The following is a 22711-nucleotide window of genomic DNA, read 5'->3' as shown; positions in this document are numbered from 1 at the left end:
GGCTCCCGAGAAGCTCAGCGGTCCGCGGCGCCGAGGCGGCCATCAGCACCGTGCCGCCGCCCAGCGGCACCACGTGCGCGCCCGGTTCCTCGATCGTCGTGGTGTCCAGGCCCAGCCCGGCCAGGGCTCCAGCGCCCGCACGTAGGCACGGTGCTGCTCGGCGGCCAGGCCCGCGTCGACCGGCTCCCGTTCGAGGTGGGTGACGATGCCCTCGGCGATCCTCGGGCCCGGTTCCCTGACCAGTGCAATACCTGCCATAGAAGGCTTTCTATCACCGCGTCGGTACAGTCAGGATCATGCAGGACAACGAGATTCTGAGCCGGATCAAGCAGCTGGTCTCCGAGGAGCACGAGCTGCGCACCAAGCTGTCGGAGGGCACGCTCGGCTCCGACGAGGAGAACACCCGCGTCAGGGAGCTGGAAGTCGCCCTCGACCAGTGCTGGGACCTGCTGCGCCAGCGTCGCGCCCGCCGCTCGGCCGGAGAGGATCCCGACGCCGCGGGCGTGCGTCCCCCCGGGCAGGTGGAGAACTACCGCCAGTAGGCGCGCTCAGCACAGGCCGAACGGCTCCACCTCCGGCAGATACCGTGCCCACTCGGCCGCGGTGAGGCTGCGGCCCGCGCGGGCGCAGACCTGGCGCGCCACCGTCCGCTCGTCCAGAGGGTGGGCGCGCACCACGCCGTTCGGGGTGGCGCTGTAGAGGGTTCTCCCGTCATGCGCGAACACCAGGCCGCCGCGCTCGACGGGGCCGTAATCCTGCAGGCCTTCGAAGAGGGTGCCGACCGCCTGCCTGGTGGCCACGTCCCACAGCCGGATCCGGTCGCCGATGCCGTACGACACGATCGTCCTGCCGTCGGGCGACCACCGCAGGAAGCGCGGCGGGTCGTCCTGGAAGGAGGGCAGGTCCGCGAGGTGCCTGCCGGTGACCGCGTCCGCGAGCACGATGCGGTCGACGCTGACCGTGGCGATCGTCGCGCCGTCGGGGCTGAGCGCGCCTCGGCCGCCGTCGGGGACGAAGCGGCCGTCTGGCGCGAACAGCACGATCTGCGCGCCGTCCGTCTCGGTGACGATCGTGCTCCGCCCGCCGCGCAGGTCGTGGACCTCGGCGGGCAGCAGCTCGGCGCCGGGAAGGACGACGAGCTTGTCACCAGCCGGGCTGAAGGCCAGGTCGGTGACGAGGGTCGCCTTCGGCGAGCGCACCGCGAGGGTGGACAGCAGCCTGCCCGACGGCACCTCGTACAGCCGCACCTGCGCGCCCTCGCCCCCCGACGTGCCGAGGGCCAGCCGCCCGCCCGCCGGGTCGAACGCGATGGCGCCCTGCTGTTCCGGGTCGCCGACGGTCACGGTGGAGCCGACCTGGCGCCCGTTCTCCCAGAACCGCAGCCGCCTGTCGACGTAGGTGGCCAGCGTGCGCCCGCCCGGCGACAGGACGGCAACGCCCGGCGTCTCGCCCGACATCACCAGCGGCTCGTCAACCAGCGACCGCAGATCGAGCGTGCGGACCGTGCCGTCGCCGCCGTCGAGCCTCAGCACCTGGTCGGCCAGGTCGAAGCGGGCCGCCGCCAGCGTGGGCAGGCGGGTCTCCAGCAGGCGTGCGCCGTCGGCCTGCCGCTGCACCACGAGGTGGCCGTCGAGGCCCCAGTGCGCCAGCAACCGGTCGCCGGGGCCGAAGGCGAGCGAGCGGGCCGCCCCGCCCGGCACGAACGCCGTGCGGAGGTCGCCCGTGGTGAGATCGACCGTCGCCACGTCGCGGTCTCCCGAGTTCAGGGCGGCCTCGACGTAGACGAGATGCCGCCCGTCGCGGCTGAGGGCCACGTCGTCCACGGAGAATCTCGTCGCGCCCGCGGGGAGCGCCAGCGGCCTGCCCGACTTCAGGTCGACGACCTCGATCCTGGCGGCCTTCCCTGACCACCGCACCCCGATCCGGCCGTCGGCGCTCACCGCCTGGTAGCCCGGCCTGACCCGCTTTCCCTCCGGGACGCTCCACCAGCGGTGGCGGTCATGGCCGTCGGGCACGTCCAGCAGCCTCCCGGCCGGGTCGAACTCCAGGCGGTAGACCGACTCGGAACCGCCCGTGGCGAAACGAGGACCGGCGGTCCCGGTCCGCGTGTCCCACAACCGCACGCCCCGGTCGTCCTGGAGCGCGATCGTGCTGCCGTCGGGGCTGATCGCGGCCCGCACGACGCCGGATCCGACCCCGATGAGCTCGCCCGCCTGCCGGTGGGTGCGCACATCCCAGATCCGGGCGCGGCCGCCGTGCACGGCGACCATGAGCCTGCCGTCGAGGTTCGTGGCGTACACCGCCCCCGGCTCGGCGCCCGGGTCGCTGAAGAAGTCGGTGAACCGCTGCGCCAGCGAGCCGTACAACGCTCCCCTGGGCTCGGGCAGGCCGGGGGCCAGCCTCCACGAGGCGACGCCCAGCAACATCGCCACCTCGGGTTCGCGCTCGCGCAGGTCGGCGGCGCGCTGGGCGAGCGACTTGGCCAGCGCGTCGTCACGCTGGCGGTCGACGGTGGCCCTGCGCGACTCGGCCAGCCAGACCGCGCCGAGCGCCGCCAGCAGCAGGACGGCGAGCGTGGCCGCCAGCGCGCCCCGCCTGCGCGACTGGCGCCGGATCTGGCGCGCGCCCGCCTCCAGGAACTCGCGCTCCACGCCCCGCAGGGTCAGATCGCGCCGTTCCGTGGCGGCCCAGCGCATCGTGCGGTCCAGGCTGGAGCCGTGCAGCAGGTCGCCCGGCTTGCGGCCGTGACGGTCCCAGTCGCGCGCCGCCGCGGCCAGGCTCCGGTGGACGGGCAGGCCCTCGCGGTTGTCGGCCACCCACTGACGCATCCTCGGCCAGGCTTGGACCAGGGCGGGCTGGGCCAGGGCGAAGGCCGATCCGGTGGCGTGCACGAGCCCCGCGGCGGCGTACAGCTCCACCAGCGTGCCGTGCCCGGCCAGCTCGTCGGCGTGCGCCTCGCGGTCGACCAGCCGCAGGAACACCTCGGCCGCCGAGGCGCGCTCGCCCTCGTCGAGCTGCTCGAACAACTCCTCGGCGATCTCGCCCAGGTCCGGCGAGGCGGGCCCGGCCAGCGTCGCCGCCGCCCTCCCACCCTCGGCCAGCAACTCGGCGTGCTTGCCGCCCTGGGCGCTCATGCCGTTCCCGGCGCTCGCGGCGCTCGTGCCGTTCCCGGCGCTCGTGCCGTTCCCTGCGGTTTCGCCGACCAGGGCCAGCAGCAGTTCGGCCGCGGCTGGCCGGTCTCCGGGGTCGCGGGCCAGCGCCCGCCCCACCAGCCCGCGTAAAGCCCCGTCCACGCACTCCAGCGACGGCGTGAACTCCAGCGCCCCCAGCGCCCCGTCGATCGCGTCCTCGCCGGTCGCGGCGAACAGGACGACCAGCCCCCACGCCCAGACGTCCGCCGCCGCCGTCGCGGAACGACCCGCGAGCACCTCGGGCGCCATGTACGACGGCGTCCCGAGCAACGGGCCGCTCGTGGTCGGCCCCGCCTCCCGCGCCACCCCGAAGTCGATCACCCGGGGCCCGTCGGGACCCAGGATGATGTTGTCGGGCTTCAGGTCCCGGTGCACGATCCCCGCCCCGTGGATCGCCGTCAGCGCGGTCGCCACGCCGATCGCCAGCCGGTGCGGCCCCTCCCCCTCCAGCCGGCCCACCTCGCGCAGGCTCAGGCCAGGCACGAACTCGCTGACGATGTACGGCACCGCCTCGTCGACCTCGATGACGCGTGCCGTGCAGAAGGCCGCCACCCGCCGGGCCGCCGCGGCCTCCCTGCCCAGCGCGGCACGGTCTGCCGCCCTGGGCACCTTGATGGCGACCCGTTCCCCCGCCTCGCCGTAGGCCTCGTAGACCACCCCCTGACCACCCGCGCCCAGCCGTCCGGCAAGCGTGTAACGACCCAGACACCGAGGGTCAGAAGCAGTCAGAGGAGTCATTCACCTAGTCAGCCACATACGTGATGTGGTCGACGTAGTAACCGCGGATCTTGCTGCCACGCACGTGCATGTTGGCCGCGCCGCCCTCGTAGTACCAGTGGCAGATGTAGCCCTTGGGCTCCTTCTCGCACCCCATGAACTGGTGGATCTGGTCGCCGGGCTGGTACTTGGCCTTGAACTGCTGCGTGATGGCCTTGAAGGACGCCACCTCCATGGCCGCGTTCTTGTCGTTGGCCAGATAGGCCTTGTAGAGCCACTTGGCGGCGTGCGACGGCTTGGTCAGATGGCGCGAGGTGTAGACCTTGACCACCTTCGAGCCCGAGACGATCATCCGGATGCCGTTGAGCGCACCGGGCACGGTCACGCTGGTGTGGGCGAAGTCGCAGACCTTGCCATAACACTTCGGGCCCACGTCAGGCGTGCGATACGGGTAGGCGAACAGGGTCTTCACGGCCGACGGCGAGCCGTACTTGTGCGCCTTGGCCTCGTCGCCGGCCACCCACGCCTTGAACAGCTTGCCGGACACGGTGACCGGCTTGGGTGCGGCGGCCTGCGCGGCCGCGGGCTGAAGCAGAAGGGCGGCCGTGGCCGCAGTGGCCGCCGCGCCGAGCAGGAGTCTCTTCGTCATGAGGCGAAGGTAGGCGGCGGCTCTTGCACGGCGATTGCACTCCTCAAGCACCCAGCTTGAAAGGCCCGCGGGTATGCGATCCTTGGGACTTGTGGACTTCCTGATCATGGGCAGGCTGGAGGTGCGCGACGGCGACGTCGACCGCACCCCGACGGCGCCCAAACATCGGGACCTGCTGACCATGTTCGTCCTCAACGCCCGGCGGCCGCTGAACGTGGAACAACTGCGCCGCCTGCTGTGGCCGCGCGAGGACGGCGAGCGCTCCGACTCCCTGGTGCGCGGCTACATCGGCCAGCTGCGCCGGCTGCTCGGCAAGGACGTGATCACCACCGTCTCCGGCACCTACACCCTGGCCATCAGGGAGGAGCAACTCGACGCCGACCGCTTCCGCCGCCTGGTCGAACGCGGCGACCACGCCCAGGCTCTCGCGTTGTGGCGGGGCCCAGCACTCGAAGACGTCGACCCCGGCGGCGAGCGATGGACGCAGACCAGGCGGCTGCGCGAGGAACTCGAGGAGCTGCGGCTGCTGGCCCTGGAGCGGCGCATCGAGGCCGAGCTCAACGCCAGCCGCCACCGCGAGTCCCTGTCCGAGCTGCGCGGGCTGGTCGGGGAGTACCCCCTGTGGCAGCGCTTTCGCGGGCTGCACATGCTGGCTCTCTACCGCAGCGGGCGCCGCGCCGAGGCGCTCGACGCCTACACCCGCTTACGCGACGGGCTCGACGCCGAACACGCCATCGAGCCCGACTCCGAGCTGCAGCTGCTGCACTACCGGATGCTGCACGACGACGTCTCGCTCCACGTCGCCGCCGGACCTCCGCTCCTGCTGCCGCGCGACGTGGCCCACTTCACCGGGCGCGAGGAGCTCGTCGACCGCGTGATCGGGGAACAGGTCGTCGTCCACGGGCCCGCCGGGGTGGGCAAGTCGGCCCTGGCCGTGCACGCGGCCTGGCGCGCCAGGGAACGCTTCCCCGACGGGATCCTCTACGCCGACCTGCGCACCGGCGGCACGGCCTCGGTGCTCGAGGACTTCCTGCGCTGGCTGGGCTGCCCGGCGCGCGCCGTCCCCGCCGACGTGGCGCGGCGCGAGCAGGTGCTGCGGACGTACGCGGCCAACCGGCGGGTGCTGGTGGTGCTCGACAACGCCACCTCGGAGGCGGAGGTACGGCCGCTGCTCACGGCCGCGCCCACCGTCGTCACCAGCCGCTCGACGCTCGCGGGGCTGACGGAGGCCAGGCGCGTGGCGGTCGGCCTCCTCGACCCCGCAGACTCGGCCACCCTCCTCACCGCCCTCGCCACCAACGCCCCCAGCCCGCCCGTAAGGACGCGAACAGCAGGCGGACCCACCGAAGCGGTCGCCGGCCCCTCGGCCCCGGGCGACGGGGGCTCGGGGGCGGCGCTCGGCCGGCTGGTCGACTACTGCGGCGGGTTGCCGCTCGCGCTGCGCATCGCCGGTTCGCGGCTGGCCGCGCGCCCCGACTGGAGCCCCGCCTACCTGGCCGGCCTGCTCGACGACGAGCGCCTGCGCCTCGACCGCCTGCACGCCGGCGACCTGACCGTGCGCAGCGTGCTCGCCCTCGGCTACGACGGCCTGCCCGAGCCCGCCCAGCGGGCCCTGTGCCGCCTGGGCGCGCTCTCGGCGCCCGACTTCGGCGAGTGGCTCGTCGGAAGCTCGGCCGACGCCCTCGTCGACGCGGGCCTGCTCGACCCGCACGGCATCGACGCCGCCGGCCAGCTGCGATACCGCCTGCACAGCCTGACGAGGTTGTTCGCCCGCGAGCGCCTGGGCGAGCGCGACGTGCTGCGCGAGCTGAGCGACCAGGTCATGGCCAGGGTGCGCCTGTCGCGCTTCACCATCGTCTCCGGCGATCCCGCCGCCCTGCACGCCACCCGCGACATCCGCCAGTCGGTCGAGTGGCTGACGGCCGAGCGCGGCTTCCTGGTCGCCCTGGTCGGCGACCTGAGCAGGGCGGGCCTGCACGACGCCTGCCGCCGCCTGGCCCACCTGCTCACGCCCTTCCTGCAGCGGCACCGCCTCCTCGAAGACTGGCGCGCCGTCGCCCAGGTCGCCGTCGAGTCGGCCCGGCTGGCGGGTAAGGGCGAGGCGCAGGCACTCCGCGACCTGGCCGACCTGCACGCGGCCGAGGGCCGGTGGCAGCAGGCGCACGACACGCTACGGCTCAGCCTGGGCCTGGCCCTGCGCGCGGGCATCGACACCGCGCCCGTGTGGCGGCGGCTGGGCCGGGTCCAGCTGGAGCAGGGCAGGCTCGACGAGGCGCACCGGACCCTCACTCGCTGCCTGACCTCGGACGGCGACCCGCGCGACCACGCGAGCACCCTCCACACGCTCGGCGTGACCGCCCACCGGGCAGCCCACCGCGAAGAGGCCGAGGCACGCCGCGCCGAGGCACACGGCGGGCGGGATAAGGCCGAGGGACGCCGCGCGGAGGCACACGGCCGACGGCACGAGGGCGAGCTCCGCCGCGCCCAGGCACTGGGCCGACGGGACGAGACCGAGGGGTTCCGCGCGGAGGTGCGAGGTCTGCGGGATGAGGCCGGGGAGCGTCGTGCGCAGGCACGTGCCCGGCTCGACGAGGCGGCTGGGCGGCTCACCGAGGCGCGGGCACGGTTCGCCGACCTGGGCGAGCGTCACCAGCAGGCCGACACGTTGCTGGAGTTGGCGGCGGTACGGCTGGGCCAGGGGGAGGTGGCGCTGGCCCGCCAGGCAGCGCAGGAGGCGCGCGGCCTGGCGATCCGGCTGGGTGACCGGTTGCTCGGCGCGCACGCTCTGCTCGTCCTGGCCGAGGTAAACCGCGGCGAGGGCGACGCGGAACGGGCTCGCGAGCTGGCCGAGGAGGCGCGCCGGGAACTCGCGGCGCTCCCGACCTGACCCGCCGCGCCCGGCCGCGCGGACGGCAGACGGGCGGAGGCGGCGGAGGCGGCAAAGCGGCGGCACAGGCCCGGCCGGCGTGCGCCCGGGCCCGCGAGCGGCCGCGCCTCAGACGGCCAGGAGGTGCTGGACCTCCGCGCCGCGTAGTTCGCGGGCCTCGCCCTCGCGTACGACGCGGCCGGCGTCGAGGATGACAAACCGGTCGGCCAGCCGCAGTGCGATGTCCACGTACTGCTCCACCAGCAGCACCGACAGCCCCGACCCGTGCAGCCGTTCGATGGCCTCCTCGATCTCGATGATGATCGACGGCTGGATGCCCTCGGTCGGCTCGTCCAGGATGAGCATCCTCGGCCGGGTGACCAGTGCACGCGCGATGGCGAGCTGCTGCTGCTGGCCGCCGGACAGGTAGCCTGCCTGCCGTTTGAGCAGCGGCCTGAGCGCCGGGAAGACGTCGAGCGCCTCGTCGAGGGCCGACGGCGAGCCCTTCGACGCCTCCAGGGTCACCTGCAGGTTCCCCAGGACCGACAGTTGCGGGAAGGTGTCGTGCCCCTGGGGCACGTAGGCGATGCCGAGCCGTACCCTCTCGTGCGGTTTGAGGCGGGTGATGTCGCGCCCGTCGAAGGTGACGGTGCCGGAGGTGACCGGCAGGACGCCCATCACGGTGTCGAGGAGGGTGGTCTTGCCGACGCCGTTGCGTCCCATGACGCAGACGAGCTCGCCGGGTTCGACCGTCAGCGAGACTCCGAACAGCACGCGAGCCCTGCCGTACCCCGACTCAAGATCCTGTACCGACAGCATCACTGGCCCTCCTCCCGAGGTAGACCTCCTGGACGCGTGGGTCGGCCCGCACCTGGTCGACCGACCCCTCCGTGAGCACCGTGCCCTCGTGGAGCACGGTGACCTGCGAGGCGTAGCGTCGCAGGAACTCCATGTCGTGCTCCACGACGATGACGGTGTGGTCCCTGGCGATGCCGGTGAGCAGTTCGCCGGTGCGTTCGCGCTCTTCGCGCGACATGCCGGCGACCGGCTCGTCCAGCAACAACATCCGGGGCCTCTGGGCCAGCAGCATGCCGATCTCGAGCCACTGGCGCTGGCCGTGGGAGAGAACGCCGGCCGAACGTTCGGCGAGTTCTTCGAGGCCGGTCCTGGACAGGGCCTCCTCGACGGCCTCGGTGACGCCCTTGCGCTGTTTCATCAGGCTCCACAGCGGCTTGCGAAAGCTGGCGGCCAGGTCGAGGTTCTCCAGGACGGTGAGTTCCTCGAAGACCACGGCGGTCTGGAAGGTGCGGCCGACGCCGAGCCTGACGATGTGGTGTTCCTTGCGGCCGACGAGGTTGTGGCCGTCGAAGGTGACCGTGCCGGAGGTGGGCCTGGTCAGGCCGGTGATGACGTCGATGAGTGTGGTCTTGCCGGCGCCGTTGGGCCCGATGAGGAAGCGCAGCTCCCCTTCGGCGACGGTGAGATCGACGCCGCCGAGGGCCTTGAAGCCGTCGAAGTCGACCTGGATGTCACGCAGTTCGAGCACGCTTGATCACCCCCATGATCCCCTTCGGGGCGAGGGTCATCACCAGGATGAACAGCGCCCCTTGCAGGTAGAGCCAGCCGTCGGCGAACTGCTCGCTGAAGGCGGTCTTGGCGTATCCCATGACGACCGCGCCCAGGACGGCTCCGGCGAGCGCGTACCGCCCGCCCACGGCGACGGCGACGACCAGTTCGAGCGACGGGACGACGCCGAGCAGGGCGGGCGAGATGATCCCGACGACGGGCACGAACAGCGCTCCTGCCAGGCCAGCCATGCCCGCCGAGATCGCGAAGGTGACGGTCTTGACGGTGGCCGGGTCGTAGCCGAGGAAGCGCACCCGGTCCTCGCCGTCGCGCACCGCCACCAGCAGCCTGCCGTACCTGCTCTTGACCAGTTGCCGCGCGCCCAGGTAGAGCAGGGCGAGCACGACGGCGACCACGAAGTAGAGCCCGCGCTGCGTGGAGTCCTCGGCCAGGTCCCAGGCGAACAGGTCGTAGAAGTTGGTCATGCCGTTGGTGCCGCCGGTCAGGCCCTGCTGGCCGACGAGCAGGATGACCAGGGCGGCGGCCAGTGCCTGGGTGAGGATGGCGAAGTAGGCGCCGCGTACCCGCTGGCGGAAGACCAGCAGGCCGAGCAGGGTGGCCAGGAGCATGGGCCCGAGGATCGCCGTCGCGAGGGCGAAGACGGGGTTGGCGAAGGGCGCCCACAGGGCGGGTAGTTTCTCCACGCCGCTCCAGACCATGAAGTCGGGCAGGCCGCCTTCCTGGAGTTTGAGGTACATGGCCATCGAGTAGCCGCCCAGGCCGAAGAAGACGCCCTGGCCGAGGGTGAGCATGCCGCCTTGGCCCCAGGCCAGGCCGATGCCGAGGGCGACGATGGCGAAGCAGAGGTATTTGGCCAGCAGGTTGAGCCGGAAGGCGTCCATGAGGAACGGCGCGGCGACGACCAGCAGGCCGACGATGATCGGATAGATCGCCTTTTTCATGACAGGGCTCGCGATCTGACGGTGAACAGGCCCTGCGGCCGGAACTGCAGGAACGCGATGACGGCGGCGAACACGATGACCTTGGCCAGGCTCGCGTCCGACCAGAACTCGGCGTAGGAGTTGAGCAGCCCGAGCCCCGCCGCCGCCAGGACCGCGCCTCGCAGCTGGCCGAGCCCGCCCGCGACCACGACGAGGAAGGCGTCGACGATGTAGTAGGTGCCCAGCGAGGGCCCGACCGGTCCGACGAGCGTGAGCGCCACCCCGGCGATGCCCGCCAGCCCGGAGCCGATGAAGAAGGTCAGCATGTCGACGCGGCCGGTGTCGATGCCGCTGGTGGCCGCGAGCCTTCTGTTCTGCATGACGGCGCGCATGCGGCGGCCGTGCTTGGTCCTGACCAGGTAGAGCCAGACGCCCACGACGCTGGCGATGGCCAGCCCCATGATGAACAGGCGGTTGTACGGCAGGATGCCGATGCCGCCGGCGAGCCAGTCGGGCGCCTTTACCTGCACGTTCGGGGCGCCGAACAGGTCGCGGGCGAGCTGCTGCAGCACCAGGCTGACGCCCCAGGTGAGCAGCAGCGTGTCGAGCGGCCTGCCGTAGAAGTGCCGGATGGCCAGCCGCTCCAGGACCAGGCCCATCGCCCCTGCCACGAGGAAGGCGGCGAAGAGCGAGGGCACGAAGAGACCGGGCAGGAGGAAGGCGGTGTAGGCACCCGCCATGATGAACTCGCCGTGCGCCATGTTGATGACGCCCATCTGCCCGAAGGTGAAGGTCAGGCCCAGGGCGATGAGCAGGAGCACGGCGCCGATCGACAGGCCGATCGGCAGCTGGTTGACGAAGGCTTCCAAGGCCGTCCTTTCAGCTAGGTCGGTCCGGGCCGCCGTCTCGTCGGCGGCCCGGCGCGCCCGGTCAGCCCGGTCAGCCCGCGGTCAGGCCGCCGGCCCAGGGGTAACCCTTGAGGTAGGGGTCGGGCTTGATGGGCTGGCCGGAGTTCCAGACCTCCTTGATCAGCCCGTCGGTCTGGATGATCCCGATGCGGGCGGTCTTGTACATGTGCTGGTTCTCGCCGTCGATGGTCACCAGGCCCTCGGGGCGCTCGAGCGCGATGCCGCCCGCGGCCTTCTTGACGGCCTCGACCTCGGTGGTGCCGGCCTTCTTGACCGCCTCGGCCCACAGGTAGACGGCGTTGTAGCCGGCCTCCATCGGGTCGCTGGTCACCTTCTGCGCGCCGTACTTGGCCTTGAACGCGGCGACGAACTTCTCGTTGGCGGGGGTCGCGGTGGTCTGGTAGTAGTTCCACGCCACCGGGTGGCCGGCGATGTTGTCGACGCCGATGCCGGTGACCTCCTCCTCGGCGACGCTCACCGACAGGACCGGCATCGCCTCCGCGGTCAGGCCCGCGCTCTTGAACTGCTTGAAGAAGGCCACGTTGCTGTCGCCGTTCAGGGTGTTGAAGACGGCGTCGGGCTTGGCCTGGGCGACCTTGTTGACGAGCGTGGAGTATTCGGTGTGGCCCAGAGGGGTGTACTCCTCGCCGAGTACCTCCATGCCGTTGGCCGTGGCGTACGCCTTGATGATCTTGTTGGCGGTGCGCGGGAAGACGTAGTCGCTGCCCACCAGGAAGATCTTCTTCTTGCCCTGCTCCTTGAGGTAGTCGAGGCCGGGGATGATCTGCTGGTTGGTGGTCGCGCCGGTGTAGAAGATGTACGGCGAGGCCTCCAGCCCCTCGTACTGCACCGGGTACCACAGCAGCGCCTTGTTGCGCTCGAAGACCGGGAGCATGGCCTTGCGGCTGGCGCTGGTCCAGCCACCGAAGACGGTGGCGACCTTGTCCTGGCGGATGAGCTTGGTGGCCTTCTCGGCGAAGGTGGGCCAGTCGGAGGCGCCGTCCTCCACCACGGGCACGAGCTTCTTGCCCAGCACGCCGCCCGCGGCGTTGATCTCCTCGATGGCCAGCAGCTCGGCGTCGCGCACGGTGACCTCGCTGATGGCCATCGTCCCGCTGAGGGAGTGCAGGATGCCGACCTTGATGTCACCGCTCTCGGCGGAGCCGGCGGATCCGCATCCCGCGGCGGCGACCATCAGGGCTGTCGCCAACAGGGCATTGGACAGTCGCATTGGTATACCCCTCTCGTTTCGCAAGCAGCGTGAACGGCGGGGATTTCGCCTGAAGATCGCGAGAGTTAATTGCGGATTGCCCGGACTTCACCGCTCGTTCATGACACGAGGACAATCCGGGGAAACCGGCGCGACATCCGTCGGCAACACCGTCGAAATGCCCCGTCCCTAGGGTCCGGGCATGCGGCTTACCCCTCACGAGCAGGAGCGCCTGCTCATCCACGTCGCCGCCGGGGTCGCACGCGAGCGCCGGGCCAGAGGCCTCCAGCTCAACTACCCGGAGGCCACCGCGATCATCGCGTCCTTCCTGATGGAGGGCGCCCGGGACGGCCGCACCGTGGCCGAGCTCATGCAGTCGGGCCGCGAGGTGCTCGCCCGTGACGACGTCATGGAGGGGGTGCCGGAGATGCTGGAGTCGGTCCAGATCGAGGCCACCTTCCCCGACGGCACCAAGCTCGTCACCGTCCACCGGCCGATCCCATGATCCCCGGCGAGTACGTCGTGCCCGGCGAGGCCGTCGAGCTGAACCCCGGCCGCCCGCGCGTCACGCTGCGCGTCGTCAACACCGCCGACCGCCCGATCCAGGTCGGCTCCCACTACCACTTCGCCGCCGTCAACCCCGGCCTGTCCTTCGACCGCAAGGCCGCCTGGGGTCACCGGCTCGACGTCCCCGCCGGTACGGCGGTGCGCTTCGAGCCCGGCGTGGAGCGCGACGTCACCCTGGTGCCGCTGGCCGGCAACCGGATCGTGCCAGGACTGCGCCCCGAGTGGGCCGGCCCGCTCGACCGAGGAGCACCCGATGCCTGAGATCTCCCGCGCGCGCTACGCCGCCCTCTACGGCCCCACCGTGGGCGACAGGATCCGCCTGGCCGACACCGATCTGTTCATCGAGGTCACCGAGGACCGCTCCATGGGCCCGGCAGGCGCCGGCGACGAGGTCGTCTTCGGCGGCGGCAAGGTGATCCGCGAGTCGATGGGCCAGGCCCGCACCACCCGCGCGGAGGGCGCTCCCGACCTGGTCATCACGGGCGCGGTCATCCTCGACCACTGGGGCGTGATCAAGGCCGACGTCGCCGTGACCGACGGCCGGATCACCGCCGTCGGCAAGGCCGGCAACCCCGACACCATGGACGGCGTCGACATCGTCATCGGCCCGTCGACCGAGATCCTCGGCGGCAACGGCAAGATCCTCACCGCGGGCGGCATCGACTCGCACGTGCACCTGATCTGCCCGCAGGTCCTCGACACCGCGATCGCCTCCGGCATCACCACGATCATCGGCGGCGGCACGGGGCCGGTCGACGGCACCAAGGCCACCACCGTCACCCCGTCGTGGTACCTGGGCCGCATGCTGGAGTCGCTCGACGCCTTCCCGCTCAACTTCGCCCTGCTCGGCAAGGGCAACACGGTCAGCTCCGAGGGCCTGCTGGAGCAACTGCGCGCCGGCGCCTCCGGCTTCAAGCTGCACGAGGACTGGGGCACCACCCCGGCCGCCATCGACGCCTGCCTGGCCGTCGCCGACGCCACCGGCGTGCAGGTCACCATCCACACCGACACGCTCAACGAGGCCGGATTCGTCGAGTCGACGCTCAAGGCCATCGGCGACCGGATGATCCACGCCTACCACACCGAGGGCGCCGGAGGCGGGCACGCTCCCGACATCATCCGGGTGGCCTCCTACGGCAACATCCTGCCGTCGTCGACGAACCCGACCCGCCCGCACACCGTCAACACGCTCGACGAGCACCTCGACATGCTGATGGTCTGCCACCACCTCAACCCCTCGATCCCCGAGGACCTGGCCTTCGCCGAGTCGCGCATCAGGCCCTCGACCATGGCCGCCGAGGACGTGCTCCACGACCTGGGCGCGATCTCCATGATCGGCTCCGACTCCCAGGCCATGGGACGCGTCGGCGAGACGATCATCCGCACCTGGCAGACCGCCCACGTCATGGAGCGGCGTTTCGGCCGGGTGGCCGACAACCTGCGGGCCCGCCGCTTCGTCGCCAAGTACACGATCTGCCCGGCGATCGCCCACGGCCTGGAGGCCGAGGTCGGCTCGGTCGAGCAGGGCAAGCTGGCCGACCTGGTGCTCTGGGACCCGGCCTTCTTCGGGGTCAAGCCCGACCTCGTGCTCAAGGGCGGCGTGGTGGCCTGGGCCCAGATGGGCGACGCCAACGCCTCCATCCCGACGCCTCAGCCGGTCCTGCCCCGGCCGATGTTCGGCGCGTTCGGGGTCACGCCCGCGGCCACCTCGCTGCACTTCGTCGCGCCGCTCGCGCTGGAGTCGGGCCTGGCCGACCGGCTCGCCGTGCGCCGCCGCCTGGCGCCCGTGGCCGACGTACGGCGGCGCGGCAAGGCCACCATGCCGCTCAACGACGCCATGCCCAGGATCGAGGTCGCCCCCGACACGTTCGAGGTGCGCATCGACGGCGAACTCGTCGAGCCCTCGCCCGCCACGGTGCTGCCCCTGGCCCAGCGCTACTTCCTGTTCTGATGACGCCCGGCCTTCTCCTGCTCACCGACTCCCGCCTGCCGGCCGGCTCCCACGCCCACTCCGGCGGCATGGAGCAAGCCGTCAAGGAGCGCCTGGTCCACGACCTGGCCAGTCTGGAGGCGTTCCTCGCCGGGCGGCTCAGGACGGCGGGCGCGATCGCCGCGGGCTTCGCCGCTCAGGCGTGCGCCGGGCACGACCCGGTCGAGCTCGACGCCGAACTCGACGCCAGGACGGCCGCCCCCGCCCAGCGGGAGGCGGCCAGGACCCAGGGGCGGCTGCTGCTGCGGGTGGCCAGGCGCATCTGGCCCTCCCCCTCCCTGGAGGAACTGGCCGGCCTGCTCCCCAGCCCCCACCACCCGATCGCCCTGGGCGTGACGGCCGCCGTGGTGGGCGCCACCCCGTCAGAGGCCGGCGCCGCGGCCGCCTACCACGCGGTCACCGGCCCGGCCACGGCCGCGGTGCGGCTGCTCGGCCTCGACCCGGTGGCGGTCCACCGGGTCCTGGCCACCCTCGACTTCCCCTCACCCGACGGGCTGCCCGCCGCCTCGGCCCCGCTGCTCGACCTGCTCGCCGAGCGGCACCGCCGCAGCCCCGTCCGGCTGTTCGTCTCCTGAAAGGACTCCACCATGGGCGCAGTACACGACGACGTCCACCACGCTCCCGACGGCCACGGCCGGGCCCTGCGCCTGGGCATCGGCGGGCCGGTCGGGAGCGGCAAGACCGCCCTGACCGCGGCGTTGTGCCGCGCCCTGGGCGGCTCGCTGCGGCTGGGCGTGGTCACCAACGACATCTACACCACCGAGGACGCCGACTTCCTGCGCAGGGCCGGGGTGCTCGACCCGGAGCGCATCCTGGCCGTCGAGACCGGCTGCTGCCCGCACACCGCCATCCGCGACGACATCGCGGCCAACGTGGACGCCGTGGAGACCCTGGAGGAGCGCTTCGGGCCGCTCGACCTGGTGATCGTCGAGAGCGGCGGCGACAACCTGACCGCCACTTTCAGCCGGGGCCTGGTCGACCGGCAGATCTTCGTGCTCGACGTGTCGGGCGGCGACAAGGTGCCGCGCAAGGGCGGACCCGGCGTCACCTCCGCCGACCTGCTGGTGGTCAACAAGACGGACCTGGCGCCGATGGTCGGCGCCGACCTGGGTGTCATGGACCGCGACGCGGCCGCCGTACGGCAGGGCAAGCCGGTGTTGTTCACCTCGGTCAGGACCGAGGGGGCGGCCGAGGTGGCCGCGTGGGTCACCGCGCAGCTCCACGAGTGGTCCCACGAGCACGGGCACGACCACGAACACGAGCACCCGGTGCACGCGTGAGCATGGCCGCGGTCGCGGCGCGGCGGGCGATGCGGGCGCGGGCGCAGATCGCCACGACACTCTCCGCGGGCCGGACCGCCCTCACCGTCCTGCGCTCCAGCCCGCCGCTCACCCTGCGCCAGACCGGCCCGGTCACCGTCCACCTGGTCTCCACCGCGGCGGGACCGCTCGGGGGCGACGAGCTCGAACTCGACGTGCGCGTGGCCCCCGGCACGACGCTGGAGGTCGGCTCGATCGCCTCCACGCTGGTCCTGCCGGGCGACGGCCCGTCGTCCATGACGGTCACGGCGCACGTCGGCGCCGGCGCGTCGCTGCGCTTCGCCCCGGAACCGACCGTCCTGGCCGACGGCTGCGACCACCGCATGGCCGTACGGCTGTCGCTGGAGGGCGACGCGCGCGTGTGGTGGCGCGAGGAGATCGTCATGGGCAGGTACGGCGAGGCGGGCGGGCGGTGCGTCACCCGCTTCGACGCCACGGTGGACGGCCGTCCGCTGCTCAGGCAGGAGCTGGACCTCGGCATGGGCCCCTCCTCCCCCGCCGTGCTGGGCGGCGCCCGCTGCGTGGGCAGTGTGCTGACGACGCAGGCGTGCGAGGGGGCGGTGGCCGACGGCGTGGCCGTGATGCCGCTGGCCGGGCCGGGAACGCTGGTCCAGGCCCTGGCCGCCGACGCGGTCGAGTTGCGCGAGCGCCTCGACTGGGGCGCCGCCCAGGTGCGGGCGCCACGGTGTCATGCCCTGGCTGCCGGGCCACGGGCGACCTAGGGTGGGGTCATGGCCTTGCTCGTCGTCGTCGCGGGTGTGGTGCTCGTCTACTGCTCCACCCTGCCGTGGGTGGCCATCGAGGCGGGCACGACCATCATCAGTGGTTCCTTCGCCCAGGAGCGCGCCCTGGAGAACCCCCTCGGGCTGCTCGTCCTGATCTGCGGCATCATCGTGATCGCCCTGGGCGCCACCGGCGCCTACGCGGGCCGCCGCCTGCTCACGGGCCTCGCGGCCGTGCCGGCGCTGGCGGCCGCGGTGCTGGTCGTGCTCTACCTGGTGCAGGCCACCGGCGCGGTCGACCTGCGGCTGGGCAACTGGCTGACGGTCGGCACGGTGATCCAGCCCGGCTGCTACGCCGCGCTGGGCGGCGCGCTGGTCGCGACGCTCTGCGCCGTGCTGGCGATCAGTCGTAGAAACCGAGCCGGCGCAGCTGCTTCGGGTCGCGCTGCCAGTCCTTCGCCACGCTGATGCGCAGGTCGAGGTAGACGCGGGTGCCGAGCAGCGCCTCGATCTGCTTGCGCGCCGTGGTGCCGACCTCGCGCAGCCGCTCGCCCTTGCGGCCGATCACGATCGCCTTCTGCGAGGGCCGCTCGACGAACATGTGGGCGTAGATGTCGAGCAGGTCGTCGCGTCCCTCGCGGGGCAGCATCTCGTCGACCACCACCGCGATGGAGTGCGGCAGCTCGTCGCGCACGCCCTCCAGCGCGGCCTCCCTGATCAGCTCGCCGACCAGGACCTGCTCGGGCTCGTCGGTGAGCTGACCGTCGGGGTAGAGCGGCGGCGACTCGGGCAGATGCTTGATCAGCACGTCGCCGAGGATGTCGAGCTGCTCGCCCGAGACCCCGGAGACCGGCACGACGTCGGCGAACTCGCCCAGCTCCGAGACGGCCAGCAACTGCTCGGCGATCTGCTCGCGGGAGGCCAGGTCGCACTTGGTGACCACGGCGACCACCGGGGTCTTCTTGACCGCGGTGAGCTTGTCGGCGATGAAGCGGTCGCCCTTGCCCACCTTCTCGTTGGCGGGCACGCAGAAGCCGATCACGTCGACCTCGGTGAGCGTCGACAGCACCAGGCTGTCGAGGCGCTCGCCGAGGAGCGTGCGCGGGCGGTGCAGGCCGGGGGTGTCGACGATGACCAGCTGGGCGTCGGGCCGGTGCACGATGCCCCTGATGGCGCGCCTGGTGGTCTGCGGCTTGTTGGAGGTGATCGCCACCTTCTGGCCGACCAGGGCGTTCATCAGCGTGGACTTGCCCACGTTGGGCCGTCCGACGAAACAGGCGAATCCGGCTCGATGTTCAGAGGTCACTTAATGATTGTCCCACCAGCTGAAGGCCGCGGGCAGCACATGGGTGGTCCAGGCGGGCATCAGCAGGCCCGCCGCCTCGTGTTCGCCCGCCCACCTGACCTCGAGGATCTCGTCACGATCGGGCATCGGGGTGCCTCCGACCACCGCGCAGCCGTACGCGGCGATGACGTAGGCGCACTCGTGGCCGTTGGGGTAGACGGTGCGGAAGTCAGGCCCGCCGTACACGCCGATCAGCCCGCGCACCTCGGCCTCGACGCCGACCTCCTCGGCCAGCTCGCGCACGACGGTGTCCTCCGGGCTCTCGTCGGGGTCCATGCTGCCGCCGGGCGGCGCCCAGAGGCCGGTGTCGGCGTGGCGGGCCACCAGCAGCCTGCCGTGCTCGTCGAAGACGAACCCGGCGGCCGACGGGAGCAGCAGCAGCCGTGAGCCGACCTCGGCGCGCAGGCCGGCCAGGTAGGGAGACATCGCCATCATCGTCGGCTCCAGCTCCTGCTCGGGCAGGCCGGACAGTCACTCCCGCTCGGGCAGGCCGGACAGTCGATCATCGGGGTCAGCTCCGCAGCTCGCCGTCGGGTCCGGCCACGAGCAAGGTCTCGGCGCCCAGCTCGCGCACGACGGCCTCGTCGTCGGCGCTCGGCCCGTCGCCGTCGCTGACCAGCGCCGCCGCCTCGAGCGACTCGGCGCCGCTGGAGACCGCCATGGCGACCGCCACCTGCAGGGCCGACAGGCGCAGCGCCGCGAGCTCCACGTTGGTGGCGGAGTAGGTGCGGCCGGTCTCGTCGCGCACGGCCGCGCCCTGCGCGGAGGCGTTGCGCGCGCGGGTGGCGCGGGCCAGGGTGACGATCTTGCTGTCTTCGGGATCCATGAGAGCCCAGATTACTTGAGGAAGGAGCGCGCCAGCTGCTGGGTCCGCCTCGAATCCACCTTCGACAGCCCGGTGTGCACGATCGAGATGATCGTGTCGCCCGAGCGCACCAGCATCACGTTCAGCGCGTACGGGTAGCCGTTGAGCCTGCCCCTGGCCTGCCTGGCCACCGCGCCGTCGATGCCGTCGCCCAGCACGGGCCGCGGCAGGTCCTTCATCGGCAGCGACGTGCCGGAGCCGGAGGCCAGCGACGTGCAGCCGTCGAGCGCCTTGCCCAGGTCGCGCATGTGCCAGTCGGCCTCGCCGCCGGTGTAGGACGCAAGCCCGACCGCCGCCAGCTCGCCGAGCAGGTCGCCTTCGTAGGTGACGGCCGCCTGGGCCATGATCGCGCGCGGCGGCGCGTGCCCCGAGGTCGCCTGCAGCACGGCCCGGCAGGCCCGGCTCCCCGCCGCGAAGGGCGGCTTCCACGCCGGCTGGGCCTTGTCGGAGAAGCCGTCGGGCAGTGCCGGGCTCCGGTTGAGCATCTGACGCAGGCGCACGAGCTCCTGGTGCACCTCGCTGTCGGTGTACTGGCCGCCCCCGCTTGCACAACCCGCCAGAAGCAACGCAGCGCAGGCGAGTGTGCTCCAAAGTCCCCGATTCACGATCAACCATGTGCCCAGCTGCCGAAAGAGGCAATCCACCGCACTCGCCAATAAACGCTTAAGGGTGCCCTCGCCAGGCGAGAGCACCCTTAGTCGTCGAGCAACTTTCGTTGCTCACCCCCCAGGATCGTCCTTGGGCCGCGAACCCCTCCCGGCCCTTGGACTCCCCCCCAGACACCCACCGCACAGGGCGTCTGAGAAGAGAGTGGCCGAGGCCCCTTGCAATCCGCTTGTAGAACGCTTGATGCCGATTAATCCTGCTGTGCGGAGGCTTCGATCGGTTCGTCGTCGTCCTCGTGGACCACTCGCCGCACCAGGACCGTGCTGATCCGGTTGCGGCGGCCCGCCAGGCTCTCGGCCGTCAGCCTGAGCCCCGCCACCTCCGCCTCGGAACCCGCGATCGGCACCCGCCCCAGAGCGTGCGCCAGCAGGCCGCCGACGGTCTCGACGTCGTCGACCTCGATCTCGGTGCCGTACAGCTCGGCCAGCTCGTAGATGGGCATGCGGGCGGTCACCCGCAGCGCGCCGTCGGGCTGCTCCTCGACGCGCGGAGCCTCCTGGTCGTACTCGTCGGTGATCTCACCGACGATCTCCTCCAGGATGTCCTCGATCGTCACCAGGCCGGCTGTGCCGCCGTACTCGTCGATCACTATGGCCACGTGGATCTGGCGCGCCTGCATCTCGCGCAGGAGCTCGTCGATCGGCTTGCTCTCCGGCACGTAACTGGCCGGGCGCATCACCGAGTCGACCCGCTCGGCGCCCGCGCTCGACTCGTGCACCTGCCGGGTGATGTCCTTCAGGTAGGCGATGCCGATGACGTCGTCCTCGTTCTCGCCCACCACGGGGACGCGCGAGAAACCGCTGCGCAGCGCCAGCGACAGGGCCTGGTTGAGGCTCTTGCCGCGCTCGATGAAGACCATGTCGGTGCGCGGCACCATCACCTCGCGCACCAGCGTGTCGCCCAGCTCGAACACCGAGTGGATCATCTCGCGCTCGTCGGGCTCGATCACCCGGCGCTCCTCGGCCAGGTCGACCAGGTCGCGCAGCTCGGCCTCGGAGGTGAACGGGCCCTCCTTGAAGCCCTTGCCCGGGGTCACCGCGTTGCCCAGCAGGATGAGCAGCGTGGGCAGCGGGCCGAAGATCTTCGTCAGGACGTAGACCACCGGGGCGCTGGCCAGCGCGATCGGCTCGGCGTGCTGGCGGCCCAGCGTGCGCGGCGAGACGCCGACGATCACGTAGCTGACCACGACCATGACCGCCGCGGCGGTGACGTAGGCCCAGCCCTGGTCGCCCATGAGGTCGATGAAGAGGGAGGCGGCGATCACCGTCGCCACCAGCTCGCAGCTCAGCCGCAGCAGCAGGAGCAGGTTCAGGTAGCGCGGCGGATCGGTGACGATGGCCTGCAGGCGCTTGGCGCCGGGGCGGCCGTCACGGACGAATTCCTCCGCGCGCACGCGCGAGATCCGCGACAGCGCGGTCTCGGCACTCGCGATCAGGCCACCGCACACGACGAGCGCGATGGCCAAAAGCAACCAGCCGTTCATCGGGCTCGCCACGACTCCAGCAACTTGGCCTGCAGGCCGAACATCTCCTTGTGCTCCTCGGGCTCCGCGTGGTCGTAGCCGAGCAGGTGGAGGATGCCGTGCGTGCAGAGCAGTTCGAGCTCGTCACGGGTGCTGTGCCCGGCCTCCTTGGCCTGCTTCTCGGCCACGGTCGGGCAGAGCACCACGTCGCCCAGCAGCGCCGGGTCGGCGGGACCCTCCCCGTCGCCGCGGGCGCCGCCGCCCGGACGCAGCTCGTCCATCGGGAAGGAGAGCACGTCGGTGGGACCGGGCTCCCCCATCCACTTCTCGTGCAGCTCGGACATGACGTCCTCGTCGACCACGATGATCGACAACTCCGCGAGCGGGTTGACGTCCATCTCGGCCAGCACGTGGGCGGCAAGGCCAACGAGGCGCTCCTCGTCGACCTCCACCCCGGACTCGTTGTTGATCTCGATGCTCATGAGCGCTCCCCCCGTGCGCCGCGCCGCCCGGTCACGACCGCTCCCCCGAGCGCGTGCCGTACCTGCTCCGGCCCTGCGGCCGGACCTGCTTGAACTCCTGCTGCTCTGCCTGGCGCTCGGCGTCGTAGCGGCCGTAGGCGTCGACGATGTCGCCGACGAGGCGGTGCCGTACGACGTCTTCGCTGGACAGCCTCGAGAAGTGGATGTCGCGCACGTCGGTCAGGATGCGCTGCACGACGCGTAGTCCGCTCTCGGTGCCGCTGGGCAGGTCGACCTGCGTCACGTCACCGGTCACCACGATCTTGGAGCCGAAGCCCAGCCGGGTGAGGAACATCTTCATCTGCTCGGGCGAGGTGTTCTGCGCCTCGTCGAGGATGATGAAGGCGTCGTTCAGGGTGTTGTGGGTGAGCAGGAAGTCTTCGGTCACGTAGAGGGAGTCCTCGGCCGCGACCTGGATGCACACACACTCGGCGGTGCCCCTGGGCTCGATGCGATCGATGTAGCGCATCGGGCGCCCGCCGCCGTGCTCCGCGTAGGTCCGCGCCTTCCGCTCCAGGCGGAAGGGCGCGAGTCCGGCCGGGAGGCGGATGTCGAGAACGTGCGCGTCGTGACGGTGACGTACCTCGCGGCCCCGCACACGCCCGGGGGTGAGCTCCTCGGTCGGGCGAGTGCGGGCGTAGACCACGCCGCCGAGCGACTGCACCAGGAACATGACGTCGTCACGCAGCCGCGGCGAGATCGTCGAGAAGCCGATCCTGCACGTGCGTCCCGCCTGGGTCGCAGGACCGCCGTCGGAGTCGAGCAGGCCCTGAAGGACGGCCAGCCGTACGTCAGCGGTGTTGTGGAGGTAGACCTCGGGCACGAACTTCGTCGCTGCCGTGCAGCCGTCGAGTTCCAGCTCACGCATCACGGCCGTCACCGGATTCGTGATCGTCATCTGGTCGCCGGGCTGCCTGACCCGGTTGAGGACGTAGTCGGGGCCGCCCCGCCACCGGACGACGACGTCCGGCAGCGCGGTTTCCAGCGCCTGGGCCAGCTCAGGGTCGTCCGTCGCGTAGCTCGGCGTAGTGGACCCGGTGACGCAGCCGTCGCCCAGGAGCAGGCCGAGGGCGTAAGGATCCATCGGCACGGATCGCTCGGGGAAGCAGACCGGTGCGGTGAGCAGCGGCAGCTCCCACTTGCGATGGTGCGCCGTCCGCAGGTCGCCGATCAGCTCCTGCGTCTCCATCACACGCCACGGCTTGC

Annotated in this window: 23 protein-coding genes and 2 pseudogenes; 9 read left to right on the top strand and 16 right to left on the bottom strand. The window is 71.7% G+C overall.

Annotated features, from left to right (window positions below; translation table 11 throughout):
- Positions 1–42 precede the first annotated feature (42 nt).
- A complete protein-coding gene (locus ACIBH1_RS05965) occupies positions 43–258 on the bottom strand; it encodes a hypothetical protein (RefSeq protein ID WP_397312456.1) in 216 nt (71 codons plus the stop codon).
- A 38-nt stretch (positions 259–296) separates the two neighbouring features.
- Here ACIBH1_RS05965 and ACIBH1_RS05960 point away from each other — a divergent pair, with 38 nt between their 5' ends.
- Positions 297–542: a DUF2630 family protein gene (locus tag ACIBH1_RS05960; RefSeq protein WP_397312455.1), complete on the top strand. Its 246-nt coding sequence runs from the start codon at positions 297–299 to the stop codon at positions 540–542.
- Positions 543–548: 6 nt separating this feature from the next.
- On the opposite strand, the gene ACIBH1_RS05955 is transcribed toward ACIBH1_RS05960, so the two are convergent.
- Positions 549–3929, bottom strand: coding sequence for a protein kinase (locus ACIBH1_RS05955; RefSeq protein WP_397312454.1), 3381 nt, complete (start codon positions 3927–3929; stop codon positions 549–551).
- A gap of 4 nt (positions 3930–3933) precedes the next feature.
- A complete protein-coding gene (locus ACIBH1_RS05950; RefSeq protein ID WP_397312453.1) occupies positions 3934–4557 on the bottom strand; it encodes a hypothetical protein in 624 nt (207 codons plus the stop codon).
- A gap of 91 nt (positions 4558–4648) precedes the next feature.
- On the opposite strand from ACIBH1_RS05950, the gene ACIBH1_RS05945 reads away from it, so the two are divergent.
- Complete coding sequence (locus ACIBH1_RS05945; protein WP_397312452.1) at positions 4649–7444, top strand: BTAD domain-containing putative transcriptional regulator; 2796 nt, start codon at positions 4649–4651, stop codon at positions 7442–7444.
- Between the two features lie 108 nt (positions 7445–7552).
- Here ACIBH1_RS05945 and urtE read toward each other — a convergent pair whose 3' ends face one another.
- From urtE to urtA, 5 genes are all read right to left on the bottom strand, one after another.
- Positions 7553–8242 (bottom strand): urea ABC transporter ATP-binding subunit UrtE, encoded by a 690-nt coding sequence (gene urtE, locus ACIBH1_RS05940; protein WP_397312451.1) that lies wholly within the window; start codon positions 8240–8242, stop codon positions 7553–7555.
- On the bottom strand, positions 8220–8969 hold the full coding sequence (urtD, locus tag ACIBH1_RS05935) for an urea ABC transporter ATP-binding protein UrtD (RefSeq protein ID WP_397312450.1): 750 nt from the start codon (positions 8967–8969) through the stop codon (positions 8220–8222). Before urtD ends, urtE begins: the two co-directional genes overlap by 23 nt.
- Entirely contained in the window at positions 8953–9951 is a 999-nt protein-coding gene (urtC, locus tag ACIBH1_RS05930; protein WP_397312449.1) for an urea ABC transporter permease subunit UrtC, read from the bottom strand. The genes urtD and urtC overlap by 17 nt, the downstream gene beginning before the upstream one ends.
- Entirely contained in the window at positions 9948–10799 is an 852-nt protein-coding gene (urtB, locus tag ACIBH1_RS05925; protein WP_397312448.1) for an urea ABC transporter permease subunit UrtB, read from the bottom strand. Before urtB ends, urtC begins: the two co-directional genes overlap by 4 nt.
- Positions 10800–10869: 70 nt before the next feature.
- A complete protein-coding gene (gene urtA, locus ACIBH1_RS05920) occupies positions 10870–12069 on the bottom strand; it encodes an urea ABC transporter substrate-binding protein (RefSeq protein WP_397312447.1) in 1200 nt (399 codons plus the stop codon).
- 181 nt (positions 12070–12250) lie between these two features.
- Between urtA and ACIBH1_RS05915 the strand changes: the two genes are divergently transcribed.
- The 7 genes from ACIBH1_RS05915 to ACIBH1_RS05885 are packed head-to-tail and all read left to right on the top strand — an operon-like array spanning position 12251 to position 17114.
- Complete coding sequence (locus ACIBH1_RS05915) at positions 12251–12553, top strand: urease subunit gamma (RefSeq protein WP_397312446.1); 303 nt, start codon at positions 12251–12253, stop codon at positions 12551–12553.
- The gene (locus tag ACIBH1_RS05910) at positions 12550–12876 is read left to right on the top strand and encodes an urease subunit beta (RefSeq protein ID WP_397312445.1); all 327 of its coding nucleotides are present in this window, start codon (positions 12550–12552) and stop codon (positions 12874–12876) included. The genes ACIBH1_RS05915 and ACIBH1_RS05910 overlap by 4 nt, the downstream gene beginning before the upstream one ends.
- Positions 12869–14566 (top strand): urease subunit alpha, encoded by a 1698-nt coding sequence (locus tag ACIBH1_RS05905; protein WP_397312444.1) that lies wholly within the window; start codon positions 12869–12871, stop codon positions 14564–14566. Before ACIBH1_RS05910 ends, ACIBH1_RS05905 begins: the two co-directional genes overlap by 8 nt.
- Entirely contained in the window at positions 14566–15180 is a 615-nt protein-coding gene (locus ACIBH1_RS05900; protein WP_397312443.1) for an urease accessory protein UreF, read from the top strand. The genes ACIBH1_RS05905 and ACIBH1_RS05900 overlap by 1 nt, the downstream gene beginning before the upstream one ends.
- Before the next feature lie 12 nt (positions 15181–15192).
- Positions 15193–15885, top strand: a complete 693-nt coding sequence (ureG, locus tag ACIBH1_RS05895; protein ID WP_397312442.1) for an urease accessory protein UreG — start codon at positions 15193–15195, stop codon at positions 15883–15885.
- A gap of 2 nt (positions 15886–15887) precedes the next feature.
- The gene (locus ACIBH1_RS05890; RefSeq protein WP_397313087.1) at positions 15888–16646 is read left to right on the top strand and encodes an urease accessory protein UreD; all 759 of its coding nucleotides are present in this window, start codon (positions 15888–15890) and stop codon (positions 16644–16646) included.
- Positions 16647–16655: 9 nt separating this feature from the next.
- The gene (locus ACIBH1_RS05885) at positions 16656–17114 is read left to right on the top strand and encodes a hypothetical protein (RefSeq protein ID WP_397312441.1); all 459 of its coding nucleotides are present in this window, start codon (positions 16656–16658) and stop codon (positions 17112–17114) included.
- Here the strand turns inward: ACIBH1_RS05885 and era are convergent.
- The 8 genes and pseudogenes from era to ACIBH1_RS05845 all read right to left on the bottom strand — a co-directional run.
- A complete protein-coding gene (gene era / locus ACIBH1_RS05880) occupies positions 17050–17952 on the bottom strand; it encodes a GTPase Era (protein WP_397312440.1) in 903 nt (300 codons plus the stop codon). The genes ACIBH1_RS05885 and era overlap by 65 nt on opposite strands.
- Positions 17953–18417, bottom strand: coding sequence for an NUDIX domain-containing protein (locus ACIBH1_RS05875; RefSeq protein WP_181607910.1), 465 nt, complete (start codon positions 18415–18417; stop codon positions 17953–17955).
- Between the two features lie 85 nt (positions 18418–18502).
- Positions 18503–18817, bottom strand: coding sequence for a cytidine deaminase (locus tag ACIBH1_RS05870; protein WP_397312439.1), 315 nt, complete (start codon positions 18815–18817; stop codon positions 18503–18505).
- Between the two features lie 11 nt (positions 18818–18828).
- A complete protein-coding gene (locus ACIBH1_RS05865) occupies positions 18829–19371 on the bottom strand; it encodes a hypothetical protein (RefSeq protein WP_397312438.1) in 543 nt (180 codons plus the stop codon).
- 341 nt (positions 19372–19712) lie between these two features.
- Positions 19713–21005 (bottom strand): hemolysin family protein, encoded by a 1293-nt coding sequence (locus ACIBH1_RS05860; RefSeq protein WP_397313086.1) that lies wholly within the window; start codon positions 21003–21005, stop codon positions 19713–19715.
- Positions 21002–21466, bottom strand: a complete 465-nt coding sequence (ybeY, locus tag ACIBH1_RS05855; RefSeq protein WP_181607907.1) for an rRNA maturation RNase YbeY — start codon at positions 21464–21466, stop codon at positions 21002–21004. Before ybeY ends, ACIBH1_RS05860 begins: the two co-directional genes overlap by 4 nt.
- A gap of 31 nt (positions 21467–21497) precedes the next feature.
- Positions 21498–21863: pseudogene (locus tag ACIBH1_RS05850) on the bottom strand (PhoH family protein); the annotation flags it as partial.
- A gap of 327 nt (positions 21864–22190) precedes the next feature.
- Positions 22191–22373: pseudogene (locus ACIBH1_RS05845) on the bottom strand (hypothetical protein); the annotation flags it as partial.
- Positions 22374–22711 lie beyond the last annotated feature (338 nt).

Origin of the sequence: Nonomuraea sp. NPDC050663 (assembly GCF_044456985.1) — a bacterium.
Lineage (GTDB): Bacteria > Actinomycetota > Actinomycetes > Streptosporangiales > Streptosporangiaceae > Nonomuraea.
Note: the sequence above shows the minus strand (reverse complement) of the source record. Positions and strands in the feature narration are given on the sequence as shown.

What these genes read in the sequence shown, in the direction of transcription:
- ACIBH1_RS05960 (WP_397312455.1), top strand. Translation starts at nt 297, where the DNA reads ATGCAGGACAACGAGATTCTGAGCCGGATCAAGCAGCTGGTCTCCGAG.
- ACIBH1_RS05885 (WP_397312441.1), top strand. Translation starts at nt 16,656, where the DNA reads ATGGCCTTGCTCGTCGTCGTCGCGGGTGTGGTGCTCGTCTACTGCTCC.
- ACIBH1_RS05875 (WP_181607910.1), bottom strand. Translation starts at nt 18,417, where the DNA reads ATGTCTCCCTACCTGGCCGGCCTGCGCGCCGAGGTCGGCTCACGGCTG.
- ybeY (WP_181607907.1), bottom strand. Translation starts at nt 21,466, where the DNA reads ATGAGCATCGAGATCAACAACGAGTCCGGGGTGGAGGTCGACGAGGAG.
- ACIBH1_RS05905 (WP_397312444.1), top strand. Translation starts at nt 12,869, where the DNA reads ATGCCTGAGATCTCCCGCGCGCGCTACGCCGCCCTCTACGGCCCCACC.
- ACIBH1_RS05955 (WP_397312454.1), bottom strand. Translation starts at nt 3,929, where the DNA reads ATGACTCCTCTGACTGCTTCTGACCCTCGGTGTCTGGGTCGTTACACG.
- urtA (WP_397312447.1), bottom strand. Translation starts at nt 12,069, where the DNA reads ATGCGACTGTCCAATGCCCTGTTGGCGACAGCCCTGATGGTCGCCGCC.
- urtC (WP_397312449.1), bottom strand. Translation starts at nt 9,951, where the DNA reads ATGAAAAAGGCGATCTATCCGATCATCGTCGGCCTGCTGGTCGTCGCC.
- ACIBH1_RS05860 (WP_397313086.1), bottom strand. Translation starts at nt 21,005, where the DNA reads ATGAACGGCTGGTTGCTTTTGGCCATCGCGCTCGTCGTGTGCGGTGGC.
- ACIBH1_RS05965 (WP_397312456.1), bottom strand. Translation starts at nt 258, where the DNA reads ATGGCAGGTATTGCACTGGTCAGGGAACCGGGCCCGAGGATCGCCGAG.
- ACIBH1_RS05915 (WP_397312446.1), top strand. Translation starts at nt 12,251, where the DNA reads ATGCGGCTTACCCCTCACGAGCAGGAGCGCCTGCTCATCCACGTCGCC.
- ACIBH1_RS05900 (WP_397312443.1), top strand. Translation starts at nt 14,566, where the DNA reads ATGACGCCCGGCCTTCTCCTGCTCACCGACTCCCGCCTGCCGGCCGGC.
- ACIBH1_RS05890 (WP_397313087.1), top strand. Translation starts at nt 15,888, where the DNA reads ATGGCCGCGGTCGCGGCGCGGCGGGCGATGCGGGCGCGGGCGCAGATC.
- ACIBH1_RS05910 (WP_397312445.1), top strand. Translation starts at nt 12,550, where the DNA reads ATGATCCCCGGCGAGTACGTCGTGCCCGGCGAGGCCGTCGAGCTGAAC.
- ACIBH1_RS05950 (WP_397312453.1), bottom strand. Translation starts at nt 4,557, where the DNA reads ATGACGAAGAGACTCCTGCTCGGCGCGGCGGCCACTGCGGCCACGGCC.
- ACIBH1_RS05870 (WP_397312439.1), bottom strand. Translation starts at nt 18,817, where the DNA reads ATGGATCCCGAAGACAGCAAGATCGTCACCCTGGCCCGCGCCACCCGC.
- urtE (WP_397312451.1), bottom strand. Translation starts at nt 8,242, where the DNA reads ATGCTGTCGGTACAGGATCTTGAGTCGGGGTACGGCAGGGCTCGCGTG.
- ureG (WP_397312442.1), top strand. Translation starts at nt 15,193, where the DNA reads ATGGGCGCAGTACACGACGACGTCCACCACGCTCCCGACGGCCACGGC.